The organism is Amycolatopsis sp. NPDC043889, from assembly GCF_056435645.1.
Window position 1 is genome coordinate 97,187 of record NZ_JBWKEC010000025.1, and the last position, 19,719, is coordinate 116,905.

20 protein-coding genes are annotated in these 19,719 nt (G+C 69.5%); 11 read left to right on the forward strand and 9 right to left on the reverse strand.

Annotated elements, in window-relative coordinates:
• Positions 1-37 precede the first annotated feature (37 nt).
• Positions 38-1,117: a J domain-containing protein gene (locus AC0685_RS32830; protein WP_478229052.1), complete on the reverse strand. Its 1,080-nt coding sequence runs from the start codon at positions 1,115-1,117 to the stop codon at positions 38-40.
• 184 nt (positions 1,118-1,301) lie between these two features.
• On the opposite strand from AC0685_RS32830, the gene AC0685_RS32835 reads away from it, so the two are divergent.
• The 6 genes from AC0685_RS32835 (at position 1,302) to AC0685_RS32860 (ending at position 7,539) form a co-directional block, all read left to right on the forward strand.
• Entirely contained in the window at positions 1,302-2,135 is an 834-nt protein-coding gene (locus AC0685_RS32835; protein WP_478229053.1) for an alpha/beta hydrolase family protein, read from the forward strand.
• 573 nt (positions 2,136-2,708) lie between these two features.
• A complete protein-coding gene (locus AC0685_RS32840; RefSeq protein ID WP_478229054.1) occupies positions 2,709-4,118 on the forward strand; it encodes an APC family permease in 1,410 nt (469 codons plus the stop codon).
• The gene (locus tag AC0685_RS32845; protein ID WP_478229055.1) at positions 4,115-5,014 is read left to right on the forward strand and encodes an ROK family protein; all 900 of its coding nucleotides are present in this window, start codon (positions 4,115-4,117) and stop codon (positions 5,012-5,014) included. The genes AC0685_RS32840 and AC0685_RS32845 overlap by 4 nt, the downstream gene beginning before the upstream one ends.
• A 101-nt stretch (positions 5,015-5,115) precedes the next feature.
• Positions 5,116-5,688: an NADPH-dependent FMN reductase gene (locus AC0685_RS32850; RefSeq protein WP_478229056.1), complete on the forward strand. Its 573-nt coding sequence runs from the start codon at positions 5,116-5,118 to the stop codon at positions 5,686-5,688.
• A 22-nt stretch (positions 5,689-5,710) separates the two neighbouring features.
• Complete coding sequence (locus AC0685_RS32855; protein ID WP_340682980.1) at positions 5,711-6,691, forward strand: ATP-binding cassette domain-containing protein; 981 nt, start codon at positions 5,711-5,713, stop codon at positions 6,689-6,691.
• The gene (locus tag AC0685_RS32860) at positions 6,688-7,539 is read left to right on the forward strand and encodes an ABC transporter permease (RefSeq protein WP_340682979.1); all 852 of its coding nucleotides are present in this window, start codon (positions 6,688-6,690) and stop codon (positions 7,537-7,539) included. The genes AC0685_RS32855 and AC0685_RS32860 overlap by 4 nt, the downstream gene beginning before the upstream one ends.
• 374 nt (positions 7,540-7,913) lie before the next feature.
• Here the strand turns inward: AC0685_RS32860 and AC0685_RS32865 are convergent, their stop codons facing one another.
• Positions 7,914-11,039, reverse strand: a complete 3,126-nt coding sequence (locus AC0685_RS32865) for an ATP-binding protein (RefSeq protein ID WP_478229057.1) — start codon at positions 11,037-11,039, stop codon at positions 7,914-7,916.
• Between the two features lie 250 nt (positions 11,040-11,289).
• Here AC0685_RS32865 and AC0685_RS32870 point away from each other — a divergent pair, with 250 nt between their 5' ends.
• Positions 11,290-12,564, forward strand: coding sequence for a cytochrome P450 (locus AC0685_RS32870; RefSeq protein ID WP_478229058.1), 1,275 nt, complete (start codon positions 11,290-11,292; stop codon positions 12,562-12,564).
• Between the two features lie 2 nt (positions 12,565-12,566).
• Here AC0685_RS32870 and AC0685_RS32875 read toward each other — a convergent pair whose 3' ends face one another.
• Complete coding sequence (locus tag AC0685_RS32875) at positions 12,567-13,193, reverse strand: alpha-ketoglutarate-dependent dioxygenase AlkB (protein WP_478229059.1); 627 nt, start codon at positions 13,191-13,193, stop codon at positions 12,567-12,569.
• A 66-nt stretch (positions 13,194-13,259) separates the two neighbouring features.
• Here AC0685_RS32875 and AC0685_RS32880 point away from each other — a divergent pair, with 66 nt between their 5' ends.
• Positions 13,260-14,039: an alpha/beta fold hydrolase gene (locus AC0685_RS32880; protein WP_478229060.1), complete on the forward strand. Its 780-nt coding sequence runs from the start codon at positions 13,260-13,262 to the stop codon at positions 14,037-14,039.
• Here AC0685_RS32880 and AC0685_RS32885 read toward each other — a convergent pair.
• Positions 14,011-14,598, reverse strand: a complete 588-nt coding sequence (locus tag AC0685_RS32885; protein ID WP_478229061.1) for an ASCH domain-containing protein — start codon at positions 14,596-14,598, stop codon at positions 14,011-14,013. The genes AC0685_RS32880 and AC0685_RS32885 overlap by 29 nt on opposite strands.
• Positions 14,599-14,724: 126 nt before the next feature.
• Between AC0685_RS32885 and AC0685_RS32890 the strand changes: the two genes are divergently transcribed.
• Positions 14,725-15,330, forward strand: a complete 606-nt coding sequence (locus tag AC0685_RS32890; protein WP_478229062.1) for a hypothetical protein — start codon at positions 14,725-14,727, stop codon at positions 15,328-15,330.
• Between the two features lie 64 nt (positions 15,331-15,394).
• On the opposite strand, the gene AC0685_RS32895 is transcribed toward AC0685_RS32890, so the two are convergent.
• Complete coding sequence (locus AC0685_RS32895) at positions 15,395-16,336, reverse strand: RluA family pseudouridine synthase (protein WP_478229063.1); 942 nt, start codon at positions 16,334-16,336, stop codon at positions 15,395-15,397.
• Positions 16,337-16,479: 143 nt separating this feature from the next.
• A complete protein-coding gene (locus AC0685_RS32900) occupies positions 16,480-16,872 on the reverse strand; it encodes a DUF5313 domain-containing protein (RefSeq protein WP_478229064.1) in 393 nt (130 codons plus the stop codon).
• A gap of 104 nt (positions 16,873-16,976) precedes the next feature.
• Here AC0685_RS32900 and AC0685_RS32905 point away from each other — a divergent pair, with 104 nt between their 5' ends.
• Together AC0685_RS32905 and AC0685_RS32910 are read left to right on the forward strand one after the other, a co-directional pair.
• Entirely contained in the window at positions 16,977-17,420 is a 444-nt protein-coding gene (locus tag AC0685_RS32905; RefSeq protein WP_073847073.1) for a MarR family winged helix-turn-helix transcriptional regulator, read from the forward strand.
• Positions 17,421-17,520: 100 nt separating this feature from the next.
• Complete coding sequence (locus AC0685_RS32910; protein ID WP_478229065.1) at positions 17,521-17,952, forward strand: DUF6292 family protein; 432 nt, start codon at positions 17,521-17,523, stop codon at positions 17,950-17,952.
• Here AC0685_RS32910 and AC0685_RS32915 read toward each other — a convergent pair whose 3' ends face one another.
• The 3 genes from AC0685_RS32915 to AC0685_RS32925 all read right to left on the reverse strand — a co-directional run bounded on the left by AC0685_RS32915 (position 17,953) and on the right by AC0685_RS32925 (position 19,380).
• Positions 17,953-18,207, reverse strand: coding sequence for a hypothetical protein (locus AC0685_RS32915; RefSeq protein ID WP_478229066.1), 255 nt, complete (start codon positions 18,205-18,207; stop codon positions 17,953-17,955).
• A complete protein-coding gene (locus tag AC0685_RS32920) occupies positions 18,201-18,560 on the reverse strand; it encodes a hypothetical protein (protein WP_478229067.1) in 360 nt (119 codons plus the stop codon). Before AC0685_RS32920 ends, AC0685_RS32915 begins: the two co-directional genes overlap by 7 nt.
• Before the next feature lie 73 nt (positions 18,561-18,633).
• On the reverse strand, positions 18,634-19,380 hold the full coding sequence (locus AC0685_RS32925) for a thioesterase II family protein (protein WP_478229068.1): 747 nt from the start codon (positions 19,378-19,380) through the stop codon (positions 18,634-18,636).
• Between the last annotated feature and the right edge of the window lie 339 nt (positions 19,381-19,719).

The following is a 19,719-nucleotide window of genomic DNA, read 5'->3' on the forward strand; positions in this document are numbered from 1 at the left end:
ACCGCATTCAGAGGACGAAATGCGGGCTGCCGCTGTCTCAGACGGTGCCGACCACCCGGTCCCGCACCACCCGCATCGTCGCCGAGTCCACAGTGGACGGCTCCGCCGCCAGCCACCCGCCGATCTCGTGCAGGAACTGTTCCGGCGTCATGGGTGGCGCGGGGGAGGGATCCTCGAGGTCCGTGGTGATCTCACCGGTCCGGCTCGGGTACACGATCATCGCCCCGCGCAACGCGACCCCCGGCAGGATCCGCCGGTATTCGGCGAGGCTTTCGGTCAGCCTGCTCCCACCGCCGCGGAAGGCACGGCCGTTGCGCAGCAGACGGTCGTCGTCATCGGTTTCGTAGTGCCCCGGCAGCCACAGCTTCGATTCGATGAGCACCAGCCGCTTTCCGCACAACACGGCGTGGTCGACGTCGGCGAACACCGAATCCGGCCACGAGAGGCCGTGGAAGATCCGGGCGCCGGGCAGCCGGGTCAGGTAGCGCTCGAGCAGGTCGGCGGTGAGCCGTTCGGCGAGTTCGTCGGTTTCGACGCCGGGGGTGCCGAACACGCGTTTCCCGCCGAATTCGGCGGCGAACCGGGTCTTGGCGCGGGAAGCCGCCAGGTAGCCGCGTGCGAGCCGTTGTACGAGCAGCGCGGTCCCGGCGGTCAGGATCAGCCAGACGATCAGCGTGGGGGCCGAGAATCCGACGCCGGTCAGCACCGGCAGCAGCACCAGCACCATCCCGCCGACCGCCGCCACCACCGGGGTGTGCCCGGGCCCGCGCCGCCGCCCGAGCCGCACGCGCGCGTCCTGCGCGGCGAATTCCCACCATTCGAGGTCGTCCGGATCGATCACGACCGGTTCGGGCTCGTAGCCCGGTTCTTCGCCGAAGCGACGCCGCGGGCGCGGCCGGATCGGGGCGCGCACCGAGCGGCCGCCCGCGTCGTAGCCGGCGCGCCGCATCGGATCGCTGAGCGTGTCGTAGGCCTCGCGGACCAGCTGGAAGGTGAGCGCGGATCCGCCGGTGTCCGGGTGGTGCGATTTCGCCAGCCGCCGGTACGCGGTCTTGATCTCGTTGACCGAGGCGGCCTTTCCCACGCCGAGCACCTCGTAGTAGTCGACATCGGGCACGGGCGGTTCACCTCCAAAGGGCCGGGCCGCAACACTATTCGGCCGCCGCCGGTCATCCGCAACCACCTCCGCGGCGCGTCGGGGTGACCCCGCGGGCATACTGTTTCGCTTGTGGCGGAACGAGGTCCGCCTCCGCTGCGTCCTGGATATCGTGGAGATCGACAGCACGCGAGGGGGGACAGCGGTGGGAGAACCGGTCACGGGCACGGCGGCGGGGGTACCGTTCACCGTCCTGCCGCCATCGGCCGAGGTCAGCGGCTCCGCGCCGGTGGTCGTCGCCTGGCACATGATCGACGCGCCCCGCACCGACGCCGCGTTCGCGGCCGCGCTGCCGCTGGCCGGGGTGCCCGCGTGGCGGGTGTATCTCGGAATGCCGTTGTGCGGCGCGAGAATGGTCGACGGCAGCATGGACGCGGTGGTCGAACGGGCCGTCCGTGACGCGGTGCTCGCCTACGCGGACCCGTTCGTCCGGCAGGCGGCGCTGGAATTCCCCGCCGCACTGGCTGAACTGCGGGAACGCTTCGGTTTCGACACCTCGCGGATGGCCGTCGTCGGCGGTTCCCTCGGTGGTGCCGTGGCGCTCACGATCCTGGCCACCAGGGAGATCCCGGTGCGGGCCGCCGCGCTGGTCAACCCCGCCGTCCGGGCGCGGTCGCTGGTCGGCGTGGTGGAAACCATGCTGGAACAGCCCTATACGTGGACGGACGAAGCGAACCAGGCGGCGGATCAGCTCGACTTCGTCGCACGATCGGGTGAAATTTCGGCCAGGGAACCGCAGGTTCCGCTGCTGGTCGTCAGCGGCGAAGAGGATTTCCCCGCGTTCCGCGCGGACGCCGACGAACTCGTCGACGCGGTGCGTGCCCGGTACGCGGTGTCGGAAGACGTCCGGTTACGTCGCCTCCCCGGTCTCGCCCACCCGCTCGCCGAAGACCCGGGCATCGATCCCGCGCCGCAGCTGCCGATCGCGAAGCTCGCCGACGAAGCGGTCACCGAGTGGCTGGAGCGCCACCTGCGCTGACCCGCGTCAGCAGCCTGGCGGCGGGGCCCATCGGGACGCCCGAATTCCAGGCGCAGCTCGTCGGTCTGGGGATCACGAACGCGACGCCGAAGACGTACTGGCCTGGACCGTGATCGTCGCGCCCGGGTTCACCGGATTCGGGCGGATGCGGTTCCCTTCGCCCACGATCACGACCGAAACGCCACACCGCCGGAACTCTTGCGGAGACGCTCGAGGTTCTGCTCGATCGCGCTCTTGGCGGTGCCGAGCAGGTCGCTGTTTTACCTGATCGGGCTCCCGGCGACGGCGCCAGGCGGACGGGCGTCTTCAGTGCGGCCGGTGTCCGGCCCGCCCGTCGGTCCCGCCGCAGGCCGCCGCGAACCCGAGTGCGGCGATCGCCATCGCCGCGCTGAACAGCCGTTTCATGGACCTCACCGTTCCTGGGGAAGACGTCCTTCCGGACAAGGACGCGGACCCACGGCTCCCTGATACGTCCCGGCTTGGTGGACCGGAGCACGACAACTTTGCGGACCGGCCTTCCGACACGCCCGAAATTATGTTAAGAAACTTTACTAACTAACAGGGAGGCGCGTTTTGAGTTCATCCCCGCGGCCGGGGCTCGAGCGGAAGATCGGGCCGCTCCAGGCGACCGCCATCAACATGACCCAGATGTGCGGCATCGGCCCGTTCGTCACCATCCCCGCGATGGTGGTGACGCTCGGCGGCCCGCAGGCCATGTTCGGCTGGCTCATCGGCGCGGTCATCGCGTTGGCCGACGGCCTGATCTGGGCCGAACTCGGCGCCGCCCTCCCCGGCGCCGGCGGCACCTACGTCTATCTGCGGGAGGCGTTCGGCTCCCGTACCGGCAGGCTCATGCCGTTCCTGTTCGCCTGGAGCGCGGTGCTGTTCATCCCGCTGATCATGTCGACCGGCATCATCGGGCTCGTCCAGTACCTCGGATACCTGGTCCCCGGGGTCGCCGACGACGGCGGGACGACGCCGCTCGGCAAGATCATCGGCCTCGGCGTCATCGTCCTGATCGTGCTGGCGTTGTTCCGCAAGATCGGCGAGATCGGGAAGCTGACCACCGTCCTGTTCGGGATCATGCTGTTCGCCGCCCTTTCGGTGATCGTCGCGGCCTTCACCCATTTCGACGGCGCGCAAGCGTTCGCCTTCACACCTGGCGCGTTCTCGTTCGACGGCGGCGCGTTCTGGGCCGGGCTCGGCGCCGGCCTGATCATCGCCATCTACGACTACCTCGGCTACAACACCAGCGCCTACCTCGGCGGCGAGGTTCGTGACCCAGGCCGGACGCTGCCACGGTCGATCATCCTCTCGATCCTCGGCATCATGAGCCTCTACTTCCTGCTGCAGCTCGGGGTGCTCGGCTCGATCCCGCTGGAGGAACTGAAGAACGCCACTTCGGTCGCCTCCACCGTGCTGGAACAGGCGTGGGGCACGGGCGCGGCCAAGGTCATCACCGTGTTCATCGTGATCGCCGCGATCGGTTCGGTGTTCGCCGGCCTGCTCGGGGGTTCGCGGGTCCCGTTCGAAGCGGCGCGCGACAAGGTGTTCCTGCCGGTGTTCGCCAGGCTGCACCCGAAGCTGAACCTGCCGACCGCCGGCGTGCTGACGATGGGCGTCATCGCCGCGATCGGCTCGCTCTTCACGCTGACCGCGGTGATCAACGCGGCGGTGACGGTGCTGGTGCTCATCCAGTCGCTCGCGCAGGTCGCGGCGATCGTCGTGCTGCGGCGACGGCGGCCGGAGCTGGAGCGGCCGTACCGGCAAGGGCTCTACCCGATCCCGACGGTCATCGCGCTGCTCGGCTGGATCTACATCTACTTCTCCGCCACCTGGCTTTCGATCGGGCTTTCGGTGGGGTGGATCGCGCTCGGCGTGGCGGCGTTCCTGGCCTATGCCAAGGCGGAGCGCGTGTGGCCGTTCGGGCCCAAGGGAATTCAGGAAGCGTTCGCAGGGGCGGCAGAGGGGAACGGAAAGTGACGGGGGAAGACCTGATCCTGGGGATCGACTTCGGCGGCACGAAGGTCGCGATCGGGCTGGCCGACCGGTCCGGGAGCCTCCTGGTCACCCGGAGGCTGGACACCGACGCGCAGGCGGGCGCCGAACAGGTGGTGAGCCGCGCGCTCGCCGCCGCGCGGAAACTGCTCGCCGACGAAGGCGCCGCGGACCGGCTCGTCGCGATCGGTGTGGTCAGCCCTGGCATCGTGCTGGAGGACCGCATCCTGCTCGCGCCCAACGTGCCGGGCTGGGAGGAACTGCGGCTGCGCGACCTCGTCGCCGCCGAGTTCGAGGACGTGCCGATCCAAGTGGGCACCGACGCCAAGGCGGCGGCGCTCGCGGAATGGCGATGGGGGGCGCTGGCGGACACCGATCCGGCGGTGTTCCTCTCGCTGGGGACCGGGATCGCAGCGGCGGTCCTGGTCGGTGGCCGGCTGCTGGCCGGCGCCAACGGCGCTGCGGGAGAGATCGGGTACAACCTCCTCTCGCCGCAGGACACCGACGGGTTCGCCAGTGGAGCGGCGCCACTGGAGGAAGCCGTCGGTGGGCGTGGGCTGGGCGGCCGGGCGAGTGTGCTGCTCGGCCGCCCGGTGACCGCGGGTGAACTGTTCGGCCTCGCCAGGGAGAACGCACAGGCCAAGGAACTGGTCGGCGCTGCGCTCGACGAACTGTCGATGCACGTCGCGAACCTCGCCATCGCGCTCGACCCACAGCGCGTCGCCGTCGGCGGGGGACTGGTGCGCTCGGCCGACATCCTGCTGCCCGCGCTGCGCGAGCGGCTCGCGCAAGCCGTGCCGTTCCCGCCGGAACTGGTCTCGGCGAAATTCGACCAGGACGCGTCCCTGCTGGGCGCGATCGCGATCGCGCTGGACGCCTAGCGAGATCACCGACCGAAGCCGCCGGGCGCCCGCTAGATCCGATCTAGCGAAAGTCCGGCGGCTTTCTCGCGCCCAAGAGGTGAAGCGAGAGGAGGTCGGTCATGGACACCAGTCCACTGCGGGTCGCGGTGATCATCGGAAGCACCCGCGAGGGGCGGGTGGGGGACGCCGTCGGCAAGTGGTTCACCGGCCGGGCGGAAAACCGGGAAGACCTCGTCACCGAAGTGCTCGACCTGGTCGACTTCGACCTGCCCACGGGGCTGCCGGAGCATCCGACGTCGGACATGAAGCGGTTCGCGAGGCTGGTCGACGAGGCCGAGGCGTTCGTCGTCGTCACCCCCGAGTACAACCGCAGTTTCCCGGCGTCGCTGAAGCAGGCGATCGACTGCGCCTACGACGAGTGGCGCGCGAAGCCGGTCGGTTTCGTCTCCTACGGCTACCGCTCGCAAGGGCTCTACGCCGTGGAGCAGTTGCGCACGATCTTCACCGAACTGCACACGGTGACCATGCGCGACACCGTGGCCTTCAACCTCCTCGACGGCACCTTCGCCCGCGACGGCACCCCCTTCGACAGCGACGGGCAGGGACAGGCCGTGACCACCCTGCTCGACGAGCTCGCCTGGTGGGGTCTCGCCCTGCGCGAAGCGCGCGCCGCTCGCCCCTACGTCTGCTGAATGCTTCTGAAAGGAAACGAAAATGAGTGAACTGGCCATCGAAGCCTCGGGGCTGGTCAAGGTGTTCGGGGAGAACCGGGCGGTCGACGGGATCGACCTGAAGGTCCCCGCCGGCACCGTGTACGGCGTCCTCGGGCCGAACGGCGCCGGCAAGACCACCGCCGTGAAGATGCTCGCGACCCTGCTCCGCCCCAACGGTGGAGAAGCGCGCGTCTTCGGCAAGGACGTCGTCCGCGAGGCCGACGCGGTCCGGTCCATGGTGAGCCTGACCGGGCAGTACGCCTCGGTCGACGAAGACCTGACCGGCACCGAGAACCTGGTGCTGATCGGCAGGCTGACCGGGCACCGCAAACCGGCCGCCCGCGCACGGGCGGAGGAGCTGCTGGCGGCGTTCGGCCTGACCGAGGCCGCGGGCAGGCAGGTGAAGAACTACTCCGGCGGGATGCGGCGGCGGATCGACATCGCCGCGAGCATCCTCAACACCCCGGACGTGCTCTTCCTCGACGAGCCGACGACCGGGCTCGATCCCCGCAGCCGCAACCAGGTCTGGGACATCGTGCGCGCGATCGTGCGGCACGGCACCACTGTCCTGCTGACCACGCAGTACCTCGACGAGGCCGACCAGCTGGCCTCGCGGATCGCGGTCATCGACCACGGCAAGGTGATCGCCGAAGGCACCAAGGGGCAGCTGAAGGCGTCGGTCGGCGCGGGCGCGATCCACGTCCGGCTTCGGGAGGCCGACCAGCGTGCCGAGGCCGAAGCGCTGCTCGTCCGCAACCTGGAGGCACAGGTGCTGCTGGAGCCGGACCCGGTCGCGCTCACCGCGCGGCTCACGGGCGAAAGCACCGAACAGGGTGCCGCCGAGCACGCCGCGCGCGCACTGTCCGAGCTCGCGCGCGCCGGCATCGTCGTCGACACCTTCTCCCTCGGCCAGCCGAGCCTCGACGAGGTCTTCCTGGCCCTGACCGACCGCACCGCCACGCCTGAGGAGAGTGCAGCTTGAGCACCACGGCAGTCAAAGACAACGAACCCGTTCTCGCGGCACCGAAGGCGGAGGATCTCGCCGCCGTCCTGATCGCGAAGAACCGTCCTCAGCGCCCCAGCGCGCTGTCGACTTCGGTCACCTTCGGGTGGCGCGCGATGCTGAAGATCAAGCACGTGCCCGAGCAGCTGTTCGACGTCACGGCGTTCCCGATCATGATGACGCTGATGTTCACCTACCTGTTCGGCGGCGCGCTGTCCGGCTCGCCGACGCAGTACCTGCAGTTCGTGCTGCCGGGCATCATGGCGAGCAGCATCCTGATGATCACCATGTACACCGGAATTTCGGTCAACACCGACATCGAGAAGGGCGTCTTCGACCGGTTCCGCACGCTGCCCATCTGGCGGCCGTCGGCGATGGTCGGCTATCTGCTCGGCGACATGCTGCGGTACCTCATCGCGTCGCTGGTGATCCTCGGCGTCGGGCTGATCATGGGCTTCCGCCCCGCCGGCGGATTCGGTGGCGTGGCCGCCGCGATCCTCCTGCTGCTGGCGTTCTCGTTCGCGTTCTCGTGGATCTGGACGATGTTCGGCCTGCTGCTGCGCAGCGAGAAGTCGGTGATGGGGGTCAGCATGATGGTGCTGTTCCCGCTGACCTTCCTCAGCAACATCTACGTCAACCCGGAGACGATGCCGGGCTGGCTGCAGGCCTTCGTCGACGTCAACCCGGTGACCCACGTGGTCGCGGCGGTCCGCTCGATGATGGACGGCAACTGGGACGGCGGCGAGATCACCTGGGTGCTGATCGCCGGAGCGGTCATCCTCGCGATCTTCGGCACCTTGACGATGCGGCTCTACAACCGCAAGTGAGCCCCAGCCTCGTGAGTGGCTAGGACGGTTCTAACCGTCCTAGCCACTCACGAGGCTTGACCGGCTCGGTACCGGTGTTCTTGCGCGCTCAAGTACGTGAAGGGGGCCTTCATGTACTCGGGAAGGTGTGAAGGTCGAGTTTCCTCGGCTGAGCCGAGGGAAGGGGGCCTTCACGCGCCGCCGCTGTGACTGCTGGTACTCGTAGGGCGAACGTGGCGACTTTCGAGTCCTTGAAGGCCTCCTTGAGGAACCCAGAGTCCCTCAAGGAGGCCCCTCACGGACCGGGCCAGGGATCAACCACCGCCGGAATCCACGTAGGTGCCTAAGACACCTTTGGCTCTAACCGTCCTGGCCACTCACGAGTCCCTGGCCGCTCACAGCCGCCAGGGAACCTTGTCTTCGGGCGCGTAGCGGCACGAGGAACCGGTGGTGACGGCCGCGCGCAGGTGCGCCGCCAGTGCCGGATGCTGCTCGTCGAGTTTGCGCAGGGTGTCCCGGATCCGCGCGGTCACCGTCTTGCGGGCGCGTTCCGCCTCGTCCCCGAGCCGCCGGGTGCGGCCGCCGAGCCCGGCCGCGGACCGCAGTTCGGCGAGCAGCGCGTCCCGTTCACGGTCCAGCGCCGCGGCGCGTGCGTCCTGGCCCATCCCGGTCGCGGTGTCGATCAGTTCGTCCAGCTCGTCGAGCCTCGCGCGGTACCGGGCCTTCGCCTCGTCGTCGAGGACGGCGTCTCCGCCGAGGCTCTTCGCGGCGACGACCACCTCGCCACCCTCGGGATCGAGCAGCCGGACGGCGGCGACCTCCGAACCCGGCCTGCCGAGCAGGAAATGCAGGTCCCGCAAGCCTTTCGAGTCCGGGAGGTGGGCGGTGACGCCGTCGAAGTGCAAGGTCCACACGACGTCGTCGCGACGGAACTCCGCCCTCGGCGTGGCCGGAGCCCGCGTCTCCTCGCGTGCTCTCGTCATCCTGGCCACGACCGGCCGCATGCCGAGCGCGGCGCCTTCTTCGGTCACTTCGGCCAGGAGCGCCGCCGCAGCCGCCGCGTCGCCTTCGAGGTTCCGGCCGAGCAGCGCCTTCGCCAGCCAGGACTTGGCTTCGGTCGCCCAGACCGTGGCCCGGAGCCGATCCGCGGAGAGCGCGGCACCGCGCAGCCGGTCCACCGCGTCGTTCCAGCGTTCCTGCGCCAGGTCGAGCCTGCCGAGCCAGAGGTCGACCGGGCCGGAGATCTCGCAGCCGTACAGGGAAACCAGCCACTCCCCGCTGTAGGGCACGAGCAGTGCGCGGGCCGCTTCACAGCGTTCGGGATCGCGCGAGACCGCCGCCGTCTGCGCCTGGCAGCGCAACCACAAGGCTTCCAGGTCGCGGGGATACGGCTTCGCGTCGGCCGCGAGATCGGTGAGCCGCACGGCCTCCCTGGCGTCCTCGCGCTGGGCCGCGGAGATCGCCTCCAGCATCCGGCCGTAGGAGTACCCGCTGCGCGAGATCTCGCGGTGGAGCCCGGCGAGCTCGTCGAACCGCCCCTCCAGGCACCACCGCATCCACCGCTGCAGCTGGTTCAGGTCGGCGAAATGGGGATGCTCGTCCCCCTCGTGGCACGAGATCACCTGCTCGATATACGCCTCGGCTTCGGCGAACCGGCCCTGAAGCGTGGCGATGATGCCCTGGTCGATCCGGGAAGCCAGCTGCGAACTCGGGGCCCTGCCGGTGGCCGCCAAGGCGAGAAACTCCTGATACTGCCCGAAATACCGGGGATCGCCCTGTTCGAGCTGCGCCACCCACTTGAAGGACGCCGCGTAGTGCTCCAATTCCGGATTCGCCGTGCGGCGGCCGACGGCGACCAGTTCGTCGGTGAGCCGTTCCCGTTCCGCGGCGCTGCCCGGCCCCCAGATCGAGTCGTGCCGGGCCCACAAACCGAACAACAGCGCGGAATCGTCGTGGTCGTCGCGGGCGGTCATCATGATGCGCGCGGAGAGTTCCTGCGTCATCTCCTCGGCCGTGAGCTCCTGGCCGGGCTCGCGGCCGCAAAGCCGCGCGTGCGCTTCGGTGAGCACCTCGACCGTCTCGTCGATCCGGAGGCTCTTGTGGTCGGCACGGACCAGGGTCAGCGCCAGCCGGGCGAGGAGATCGTCGTCGTCGAGTTCACGGATGAGCACCGAGACCTCGTCGAGGACCTGCCTGCCCTCGTCCGTCTCGTGGTGACGGGTCAGATGCGCGCCCAGTTCGAGGGCGATGACCGCCTTCCGTCGCCGGTCCTCGGCGATCTCCATCGCCCGCCGGTAGTGGGTGGTCGTCTCTTCGATCGCCATACGGCCGGTGGCGTCGACCGCGGCGGCCAGCAACAGGTCGATCGCCTCCTCCGGATCGACTTCCCGGCCGGCGAGCAGCGCGTGGCGGGCCAGGTCCGCGGCGAAGAGGCTGTCCCGTGACGCCGGCGTTTCCCGGACCGCCGCGACGACCGCGGCGTGCTGTTTCCGGCGGTCCGACTCGGACAGGCTCGCGTACAACGTTTCGCGGACCAGGTCGTGGGCGAAGGCGAACCGTCCTTGCCCTTGCACCACCACCAGCCGTGCCGCGACGGCCTGGTCGAGCAGCCGGTCCACCTGGGGCACGGGTGCCGACGCCACGCCCGCGAGCAGCCGGCGGTGGAACTCCCTGCCGAGTACCGACGCGGTGGTCAGCAGATCGAGGACCGGCTGGGGGAGCAGGGAAAGCCGTCGCTGCAGGGCGTCGGCCACGCCGGGCGCGATGGTCTCGGCGGAACCTCCGCTGTGCCAGAGGCGCGCCGTCTGCTCGACGAAGAACGGGTTGCCGCCGGTGCGGCGATGGACCTCGGCGACCAGCGCGTCGTCGGGTGCCGCGCCCGCCGTCCTGGTCATGAGCGTGCCGACCTCGTCCGGTTCGAGGCCGGTGAGAGTGACCGAAGTGGCCTTCGTGAGGAGCGGCATCATGAGCGAGCGAAGCGGGTGATCGGTCGCCTCGACCTCGACGTCCCGGTACGTGCCGATCAGCAGCAGCCGCTCGAACCAGGTGTGCTGCGCGGCGAACTCGAGCAACCGCAGCGACGCGGCGTCGGCCCAGTGCAGATCGTCGAGCACCACCACGATCGGCTGGTCCTGGGAGGCGGCCACCAGCACGCTCGTCACCGCGTCGTACAGCCGGAACCCGTCGGCCGCGCCGTCGCCGCGCGCCTCACCGAGCAGGACGTCCAATTCGCTGTCGGCCATCGCGGCCCAGCGGCCCTGCCCGACCGCGCGCCGCAACCCGCGGACCACCTGCGTCCACGGCCAATAGCCCGGTGCGCTCGCCGAGTCCCAGCAGGACCCGTTGAGCACCAGGGCGCCGAGGCGCTTCGCCTCTTCGGCGGCGCCGGTGACGAGCGTGGTCTTGCCGATCCCGGCCTCGCCGGTGACCAGCACCAGCCCGCCGTGGCTTTCGGCGGCACGGGAAATCTCCGCGCGGAGCACCCCCGCGGGATGGTCGCGTCCGATGAGCGCGGCTGACATGTCCGAATCCTCCCAGTAAGGTCCGACAATCTCACGACGCGCGCCCGATGTCAGGCGTTACCCGCGGTCCGTCGTGACCGACGGTGACGGACGTCTCCCGGTCGCCGGGAACCTCTCGGGCGGGAAAACCGACTTTCTGGACGTGACTAATCGAGTGGGACGGCGGGGTGAGGACGTCGGGCGTCCTGCCGGGCGAAGGCGGCCTGTTGTGCCAGGTCAGGTGGTCAGCGGCTGGAGTAGGGTGCAGGGTATGGGGAGCATTCGCTCGCGCGTGCTGGCTTGGCTCGGCCGTCGCTATCTCGCGCGTCAGCAGAAGAACGGTTTCGACCTGTCCAAGATGTCGATCATCCCGGACAACGCGCTGCTGCCGCTCAAGCGCGACGGTCTCGACCCGGTGGCCGAGCTGGGCCGGATCCGCGCGACGGAGCCGATCAGCAAGCTCGACCTGCCGTTCGGGATGAACGGCTGGCTGGTCACCGGCTACGACGAGGCCAAGGCCGTACTCGGCAAGGTGGGCGAGTTCAGCAACGACTTCACGAACCTGGTCGGGAACGCGGGCGTGACCGAGGACCAGAACCCCGGCGGGCTCGGGTTCGCCGATCCGCCGGTGCACACCCGGCTTCGGCGCCTGCTCACGCCGGAGTTCACCATGCGGCGGCTATCGCGCCTGGCGCCGCGGATCGACGAGATCGTCGCCGATCAGCTCGACGCGATGGCGAAGGCCGACGGTCCCGTCGACCTGTGGGAGGCCTTCGCGCTGCCGATCCCGTCGCTGACGATCTGCGAACTGCTGGGCGTCCCGTACGAGGACCGCGACGATTTCCAGCGGCTGAGCACCGCCCGGTTCGACCTCTTCGGTGGCGCGGGCGCGTCACTCGGAGCGATGACCGAGTCACTGTCCTATCTGGACGAGATCGTCAAAAAACAGCGCGAGAACCCGGGCGACGGCCTGCTCGGCATGCTCATCAAGGAGCACGGCGACGAGATCGACGACCGCGAACTCGCGGGCCTCGCCGACGGTGTGCTCACCGGCGGGCTGGAGACCACGGCGAGCATGATCGCGCTCGGCGCGCTCGTGCTGCTCAAGGACCGCTCGCTGTTCGAAGCCGTCCGCGGCGACGATGAGGCCGTCCACAGGTTCGTCGAGGAGCTGCTGCGGTACCTGACCGTCGTGCAGATGGCCTTCCCGCGGTTCGCCAAGGAGGACATGGAGGTCGCCGGCGTCCGGATCGCGAAGGGCGACATCGTGCTGGTCTCGCTCAGCGTCGCGAACCGAGACGGCGAACTCGGCGAGGAAATGGAGAAGTTCGACGCGACCCGCGAGCCGACGTCGCACCTCGCCTTCGGCTGGGGCATCCACCGGTGCATCGGTGCCGAACTGGCCAGGATGGAACTGCGCACCGCGTACCCCGCGCTGGTGCGCCGGTTCCCGGAGATGCGGCTGGCGATCGAACCGGACCAGGTGGGCTTCCGGAAGGTCTCGATCGTCTACGGCGTCGACGCGTTGCCCGTGCTGCTGGACTGACCTCAGGCGACTCCTCTCGGGCGGAACTGGATGCTGATCCTCGGCCCGACCGGTTTGGCGGTCTTGGGGACGGCGTGTTCCCAGGTCCGCTGGCAGCTGCCGCCCATGACGATCAGGTCGCCGTGGCCGAGGGCGTGCCGCACGGTCTCGCCCCCGCCACGCGGCCGCAGGGCCAGCTGGCGGGCGGCGCCGACCGAGACGATCGCCACCATGGTGTCCTCGGTGCGGGACCGGCCGGTGTCGTCGCCGTGCCAGGCGACGCTGTCGCGCCCGTCCCGGTAGAAGCACAGGCCCGACGTCACGAACGGCTCGCCGAGCTCTTCCGCGTAGTGCGCGGAGAGTGTCTCCCTCGCCTCCGTGAGGATCGGGTGGGGGAGCGGCATGCCTTCGCGGTAATAGCTCAACAGCCGGGGGACGGCGACGACGCGGTCGTACATCTGCCGCCTTTCGGCGTGCCATGGCACGTCTTCGGCGAGCCGGGTGAACAGCTCGTCCGCGCCGGAGAGCCAGCCCGGGAGCACGTCGATCCAGGCGCCACGGGTCAGCTCGGTGCGCCGGAGCCCGCCGAGCGAGCCCAGCCCGAGCGTGGCGCACTCGTCGAACAGCGAGGCTTGAAGCGCGGGGGTCATGGCAACCGAACCTACCCCGGTTCCGGCCATTTGTCGAACGGATGTTCGAGTGGCACGATGGCTCACATGATCCACACAGCGAAGTCCGCCGATGGGACGCCGATCGTGTTCGAACGCCGTGGTGCGGGGCCCGTCGTGGTCGTCGTCGCGGGCGCGGGCAACGACCGGCACGGCGACGAACCGCTGGTCGCGGAGCTGGCCTCCGAGTTCTCCGTGGTGACCTACGACCGCCGGGGCCGGGGCGGCAGTGGCGACACCGCGCCGTACGCGGTCGAGCGCGAGATCGAAGACCTGGCCGCGGTCGTCGCCGCGCTCGGCGAGCCGGTGATCGTCCACGGCATCTCCTCCGGTGGCGCGCTTGCCCTCCTCGCCGCCGCGGCCGGTGTGCCGATTGCGCGGTTGTCGGTTTTCGAGCCGCCCTATCGGGGCGAAACGGAAGAAGTCCCCGAGGGATATGCCGACGAGATGCGCGAGCTGGTCGCGGCGGACCGGTGGGACGACGCCGTCGCCCTGTTCATGATGTCCGCGGTCGGCTCCCCGGAGGAGACTGTCGCCGAGGCCAAGGAGACGCCGATGTGGCCCGAACTGCGGTCGTTCGCGCCCACGCTCGTTTACGACGCCTTCGTGATGAAGGACTCGAAGGTGCCTGATGAGCTGGCGTCGATCGCGACACCCGTCCTGGTGGTGAACAGCAACGGCAGTACGGACTGGCTGAAGGCCGCCGCTCTCGTCGCCGCGAAGGTGGTGCCGGGGGCGCGGCAGGTCGGGCTGGACGGCGAGTTCCACAGTGTCCCGCCGGAGCGGCTCACGCCGGAGCTCAGCGCGTTTTACCGGGATCCTCGGTAAGACGCAGGTATGCCGCGCCGCGCGGCGAGATCCGGTAGCCGACTTCGAGGCTGAGCGTGAGGCCGAGGTTCTTGAGCTTGCGGATGTCGACCTTCAACGGATCCTTCTCGCGGCCGAGGAGATCGGCGAGCTCCTGGGCGCGGCGTCCGGGATTGTCGTGAATGAGGCGCAAGGTCTGGTGCGTCCACGGGCGTCGCCTGTCCATCTTGGACAGTCGATGGCGGATCTCCTCGAAGTCCTTTTCGGACAGTTCGGCGTCCGCGCTGAGCGCGCGCCGGAGATCGGGGCCGAGGTGGCGCAGGCCGATGCGGTACACCGGGGCGTCCGCGGGGCCGCGCAGCGTGCCCCGCACCGCGTTCGCCGACTCCGCGCCGGACCGGCGGGCGTCGGCGTCGGTGATGGCGGCGGGGTCGGCGATCTCGACCGAGACGACCTCGATCACCCCGGCCTCCAGGCGCATCACGTCGCCAGGGTGGACGTTCTGTTTCGACCAGCGCCGGAAGGCCAGGTCGATCGTCCCGGCCGCCAGTCCTTCGAGGACCGTCAAGGAGAGGATCACCGTCGTTACCCAATCAGCGGGACGCCGGGGCGTCAACGTCTTGTCCTACGACGGTTCGTACTCGTACAGTCGCAGCCTGGTCCTGGTCTGGACCATCACCGCCGCCCTGAGTGTGCAGGAGGCAGGATGCGGAGACGACTTCGGACCGCCGGGGTGGCCGCGGCGGCCGTGCTCGGCCTGATCGCGTCGGCGATGCCGGCGAACGCCCAGGGCGGCACCGGGCCGTGGACGGCGGAGAACCCGTCGTTCAACGTCCAGGAACGCGGCTGCGGCACCGTCGACGGGCTGAACTTCGAACTGACCTGCTCCACCGGAAGCGGGGATCAGCGGGCGGAACGGCGCTACGCGACCTACACCGGCGGGACCCGGCAGTTCGAGGGATCGTTCCGGATCACCAGCATGGCGGGCACCCGGATCAGCCTGAAGCAGACCTTCCGCGACGCGCCGACCGCCGGGCCGTACTTCATGCTCGCGGTCGAACGCGGCGGGCGGCTCTACGCCGTCCATGGCGGGGACACGCTGGGGAGCGGGGCGACCGTCGGGACGTCCGTGCGGGTCAACACCGTGCATCAGGTCGGGAGCACGCACAAGGTGTACATCAACGGTTCGCTGAAGCAGACCGTGAGCAGTAGCGGCGGGAGCTACTACGACAAGTTCGGCGCCTATCGGACGGCGAGTGGCGCCGGACCGGTCAAGGTGACCTGGAGCGGGATCAAGTTCTGGCGGAAGTAAGCCTTCCGTGAGCCGAAGTCCGTGAAGGCCTCCTTCACTACCTTCAGGGTAGGTAAGGAGGCCTTCACGGCAAGGGCCCGCGGCGCCACGCGTCGAGGTCCGTCCACGCCTGGAGCGTCTGCCTGCTCTCGAACCGGCGGCGTTCCCCGGAGACCGGATCGGTGAACTCGAGGACCTTTGCCAGCAGTTGCAAGGGTTCGGTGAAGTCGTCGAGCGGGGTTTCGGTCAGCTCCGGGTAGAAGTCGTCGCCGAGGATCGGCAACCCGAGACCGCTCATGTGCAGCCTGAGCTGGTGGGTACGGCCGGTCGCGGGGATCAGGCGATACCGGCCGAGGCCGTCGCGGTGCTCGATGAGCTCGACGCGCGTTTCCGCGTTGGGCGGCCCGTCGACCTCCTGCGCGGCGATGACTCCGCGTTCCTTGACGATGCGGCTGCTGATCTCGCGCGGCAGCACGACATCAGGGTCGTAGGGGGCGATCGCCTCGTATTCCTTGTGCACCAGGCGATCCCGGAACATCGTCTGGTACTTGCCGCGGACTTCGGGAGTGATCACGAACAGGATGAGCCCCGCGGTGACCCGGTCGAGCCGGTGGGCGGGGCTGAGCTGGGGAAGGCCGAATTCACGGCGCAGGCGGACCAGCGCGGTCTGCAGGATGTGCCGCCCGCGCGGGATCGTCGCGAGGAAATGCGGCTTGTCGGCGATCAGGAAATGCTCGTCGCGGTGCACGACGGAGACCTCGAACGGCACCTCGACCTCGTCGGGCAGGTCGCGATGGAACCAGATGAACGAGTCCGGCACGAACGGGGAATCGACGCCCAGCGGCCCGTCGAGCCCGACGATGCGCTCCTCCCGGAGCATCTCCTCGATCCGCTCGGGCGCGACCCGGGGGAGCCGCTCGACGAGGTGCTCCCGCAACGTCGTCCAGGGGCCCTTGGCGGGCATCTTGAGCCTCGCGGGATCGAGCCCGTGACGGGGCGGGAGCGGCGGGCGGAGCTTGCGTCTCATCACCGCGCACTCTAGCCGCGGCGGCTCGTCCGTCCTGGTCGCGGGCGGCTTCCTGGGGTGCCGGCTGTGCGCGTGTGTCGCGAAAGCATCTTTCGCAACACTGGGCCGGTGCCGGGGCGGTGCCCGCCGAAGGTATCAGGAGATCAGGCCTGGTTCCGGTACCGCGCGAGGTATCGCTCGGTCACCTCGGCTTCCGCGACCGCGACGGCCTCCGCGCGCGTCCGGCGCCCGATGCCGGGCGGGAAGCCGTTCTTGGCCAGCCGGTGCTCGATGCTCTCCTCCATGTAGGCCATCGAGTAGAAGTACGCGACCAGCGCGGCCATCAGCACGATCGCCAGCCGCAGCGTGAGCGGGCCGGGCAGGAGCAGCCATACGGCGCAGAGCGGGGCGATCATCACCGTGCTGCGGGCGACGTGCCGCCAGCGCCAGCTTCCCGTGGTCGCGTCGTGGAGGATCCAGGCTTGGTAGCGCTCGGGCAGCCTGCCGCCGAGTGAGTACCACAGCCAGCGGAACACGTCCGGGCGCTTGCGGGGCATCGGGCGACTCCTTCCGTCGATGCTGCCACAGTACACTAATGATTAGCACGCTAAACGTTAGCGTCGCGGCTAGGATCGGCGGCATGAACTCGGAGGGGCCGGAGATGAAGTCGATCGATCTGGGCGAGGATCCGCTCGCGCTGGAGCGTCAGGTGTGTTTCGCGCTGTCGGTCGCTTCGCGCAGCGTCATCGCCATCTACCGTCCGCTGCTGGAACCCCATGGGCTCACCCATCCGCAGTACCTGGTCATGCTGGCGCTGTGGGAGCGAGGCCCGCAGGCCGTCAAGGACCTGAGTGTCGCTCTGCGTGCCGAGCCCGCGACGCTGTCACCGCTGCTCAAGCGCCTGGAGACGATCGGGTACGTCACGCGCAGGCGCAGCTCCGAGGACGAGCGGCTGCTGACGGTCGAGCTGACGGAATCCGGTCGCGCGTTGCGCGCGGAGGCGGAAAAGATCCCGTATCGCGTGGTGGAGAAGCTCGGTATGGAGGTCTCCGAGCTGGAGGCGCTGCACAAGGCACTGACCCGCGTCATCGAAGCCACGGCTTGAGCGAACCGAAACCGTGGTGTGACGAAATGAGGGTGTGAAGCCGCTCCGCGGTGGGTAATTCCCGTCACGCCAACTCAAAGTGACAGGAAGATGAGGGACCGTGACCACCTCGACCCCCGCGCCCACGGAAGCAGGTCTGGAGCTCAAGACCAGGCTGAACGCCTACCTGGAGGACGTGGCCGCGGCACTGGGGATACGGAGGGACGCGTGCACGGTCGACCTCGCCGGTCCGGTCACCGCCAGGATGAGGCTGAATTGGCGTCTTCCCGGCTTTCCCGAGCGCGACGTCGACCTGATGTGGCACGAGGAACACGGCTGGTCTGCCGCCGTGGCGACGCATTCGGACGACGATCACCACGTCGTCGTCGCCTACCTCGGTGGCCGGACGGTGGCGTCGCAGCCGCGGCTGGTCGCCAGGTTCGCCGAAACCCTCCGCACCGGCGACCACCAGGATTGCTGGCCCGGCGCGCCGACGTTGCGCACCGCCGGCGGGCCGTCCGCGCTCGCCAAGGAACTTTCCGCCTGGGCCTGATCATCCCGGCGGGGTGAGCACGACGTCGAGCGCGATCGTGATCTCCCTGCCGATCAGGAACCTCGGCGCGCGGAGACCGATCGCCCGCCGGTCGAAGACGGCGACGGCGACCACTCGCCAGGTGCCGTCGCCGTTGTCCGCCGGTCCGGTCGCGGTCACCGTCAGGGGGCAAGTCGCACCTCGCGCTCTGAGGGAGCCGTGGACCGACCACTCGTCCGGGTCACCGTCGACCTGGTCGGCCGCGAAGGTCAGCACGGGATGCGCGTCGATCGCCAGAACGCGACGACGAGCCCGGTCAGGCCGCCGACCTGGGCGACGATCGTCGTCAACGAAGGCATCGGCGCCCGGCCCGGTGTCGCCCAGGCGAGGTTGCTGCTCGCCGAAACACTGGTCGCCCGGAGCGATCTCGTTCGCGCGCAAGGGATCGCACGCGACGCGCTCGACGAGTTCCGGCGACTGGCCATACCGGGACCACTCGCGCGGGCCGCGGCGCTGCTCGACCGGATCCGTGCCGGGCGCCGCGCCGCCGACCCGCTGACCGGGCGGGGACGCGAGAGCGTCGCCCTGCTCGCCGACGCGCTGAGCAATCGCCGGACGGTGAAAGCCACGTCCGGAGCGTCCTGGCGAAACTGGGCCTGGCGAACCGGACCGAGGTCGTCGCGTGGGCGAGCAGGGAAGGCCTCAGGGACTGACGGTCAGCTTGCCGAGGATGCGCGCGACGACGGCGTCGAGGTTGTCTTCGAGGAAGAAGTGACCGCCCTCGAACACCTCCATCTCGAACGAGCCGGTGGTGTGCTCGCGCCAGTTTTCGACGTCCGGCAGATGCAGGACCGGGTCCGCGTTCCCGGCGAGCGCCACGACCGGGCAGCTCACGTCGGGGCCGGGCCGGTAGCGATAGGTCTCGACGGCCTTGTAGTCACCGCGCAGCGCGGGCAACGCGAGCGCGCGGATGTCCGGGTCGGCGAAGATCGTGGGGTCCGTGCCGCCGAGACGGCTGACCTCGTCGAGGAAGGTGTCGTCGTCGGCGAGGTGATGCGACTTCTCCTTCTGCACGTCCGGACCACGGCGGGCCGAGACGAACAGCGCGGCCGGGACGATGCCTCGCGCTTCGAGCCGCCGGGCGACCTCGAAGCCGACGATCGCGCCCATGCTGTGGCCGAAGAGGGCGAAGGGTTTCGGGAGCGCGGCGGCGACGTCCACCAGGTGCTCGGCCAGGACGTGGACATCGTCGATGACCGGCTCGCCCATCCGGTCCTGCCGCCCCGGGTATTGGGCGGTGTGCACCTCGATCGTGGGCGAGAGGGCCGCCGAAAACGCGCGGTACGCGCTCGCCGATCCGCCCGCGTGCGGGAAGACGAGGAGCCGCATCCCGGCCGACGGCGCCCGATGGAAGCATCGCGTCCAGCTGCTCGGAGCCTGTCCTGCCATCGAAATCCCCCAATCCGTGCGGGAACGGCCCGCACGACACTGGAATGTACGGGGGATTCGCGGAATGAGTCCATGCTTGTGCGGGGTTGTTCACGCTGGGAACACTGGACACCGGGCCGCGGCCGGGCCCGGCGGAAGGAGCGGGTGTGGCGGAGGACCTGAAGATCAGGATCGGTGCCGGGCTGAGTGGGTCACCGTGGTCGTGAGTGGCGATTCGGGTTGGAACCCGAATCGCCACTCACGACACCGGACCGGCCCGCTTGTTGGCATTCCGTTCTTTGGTTCCCCGCGGTACTAACAACAGCTTGCCGACGCTGAGCGCGGCGAACACCAGCCTCG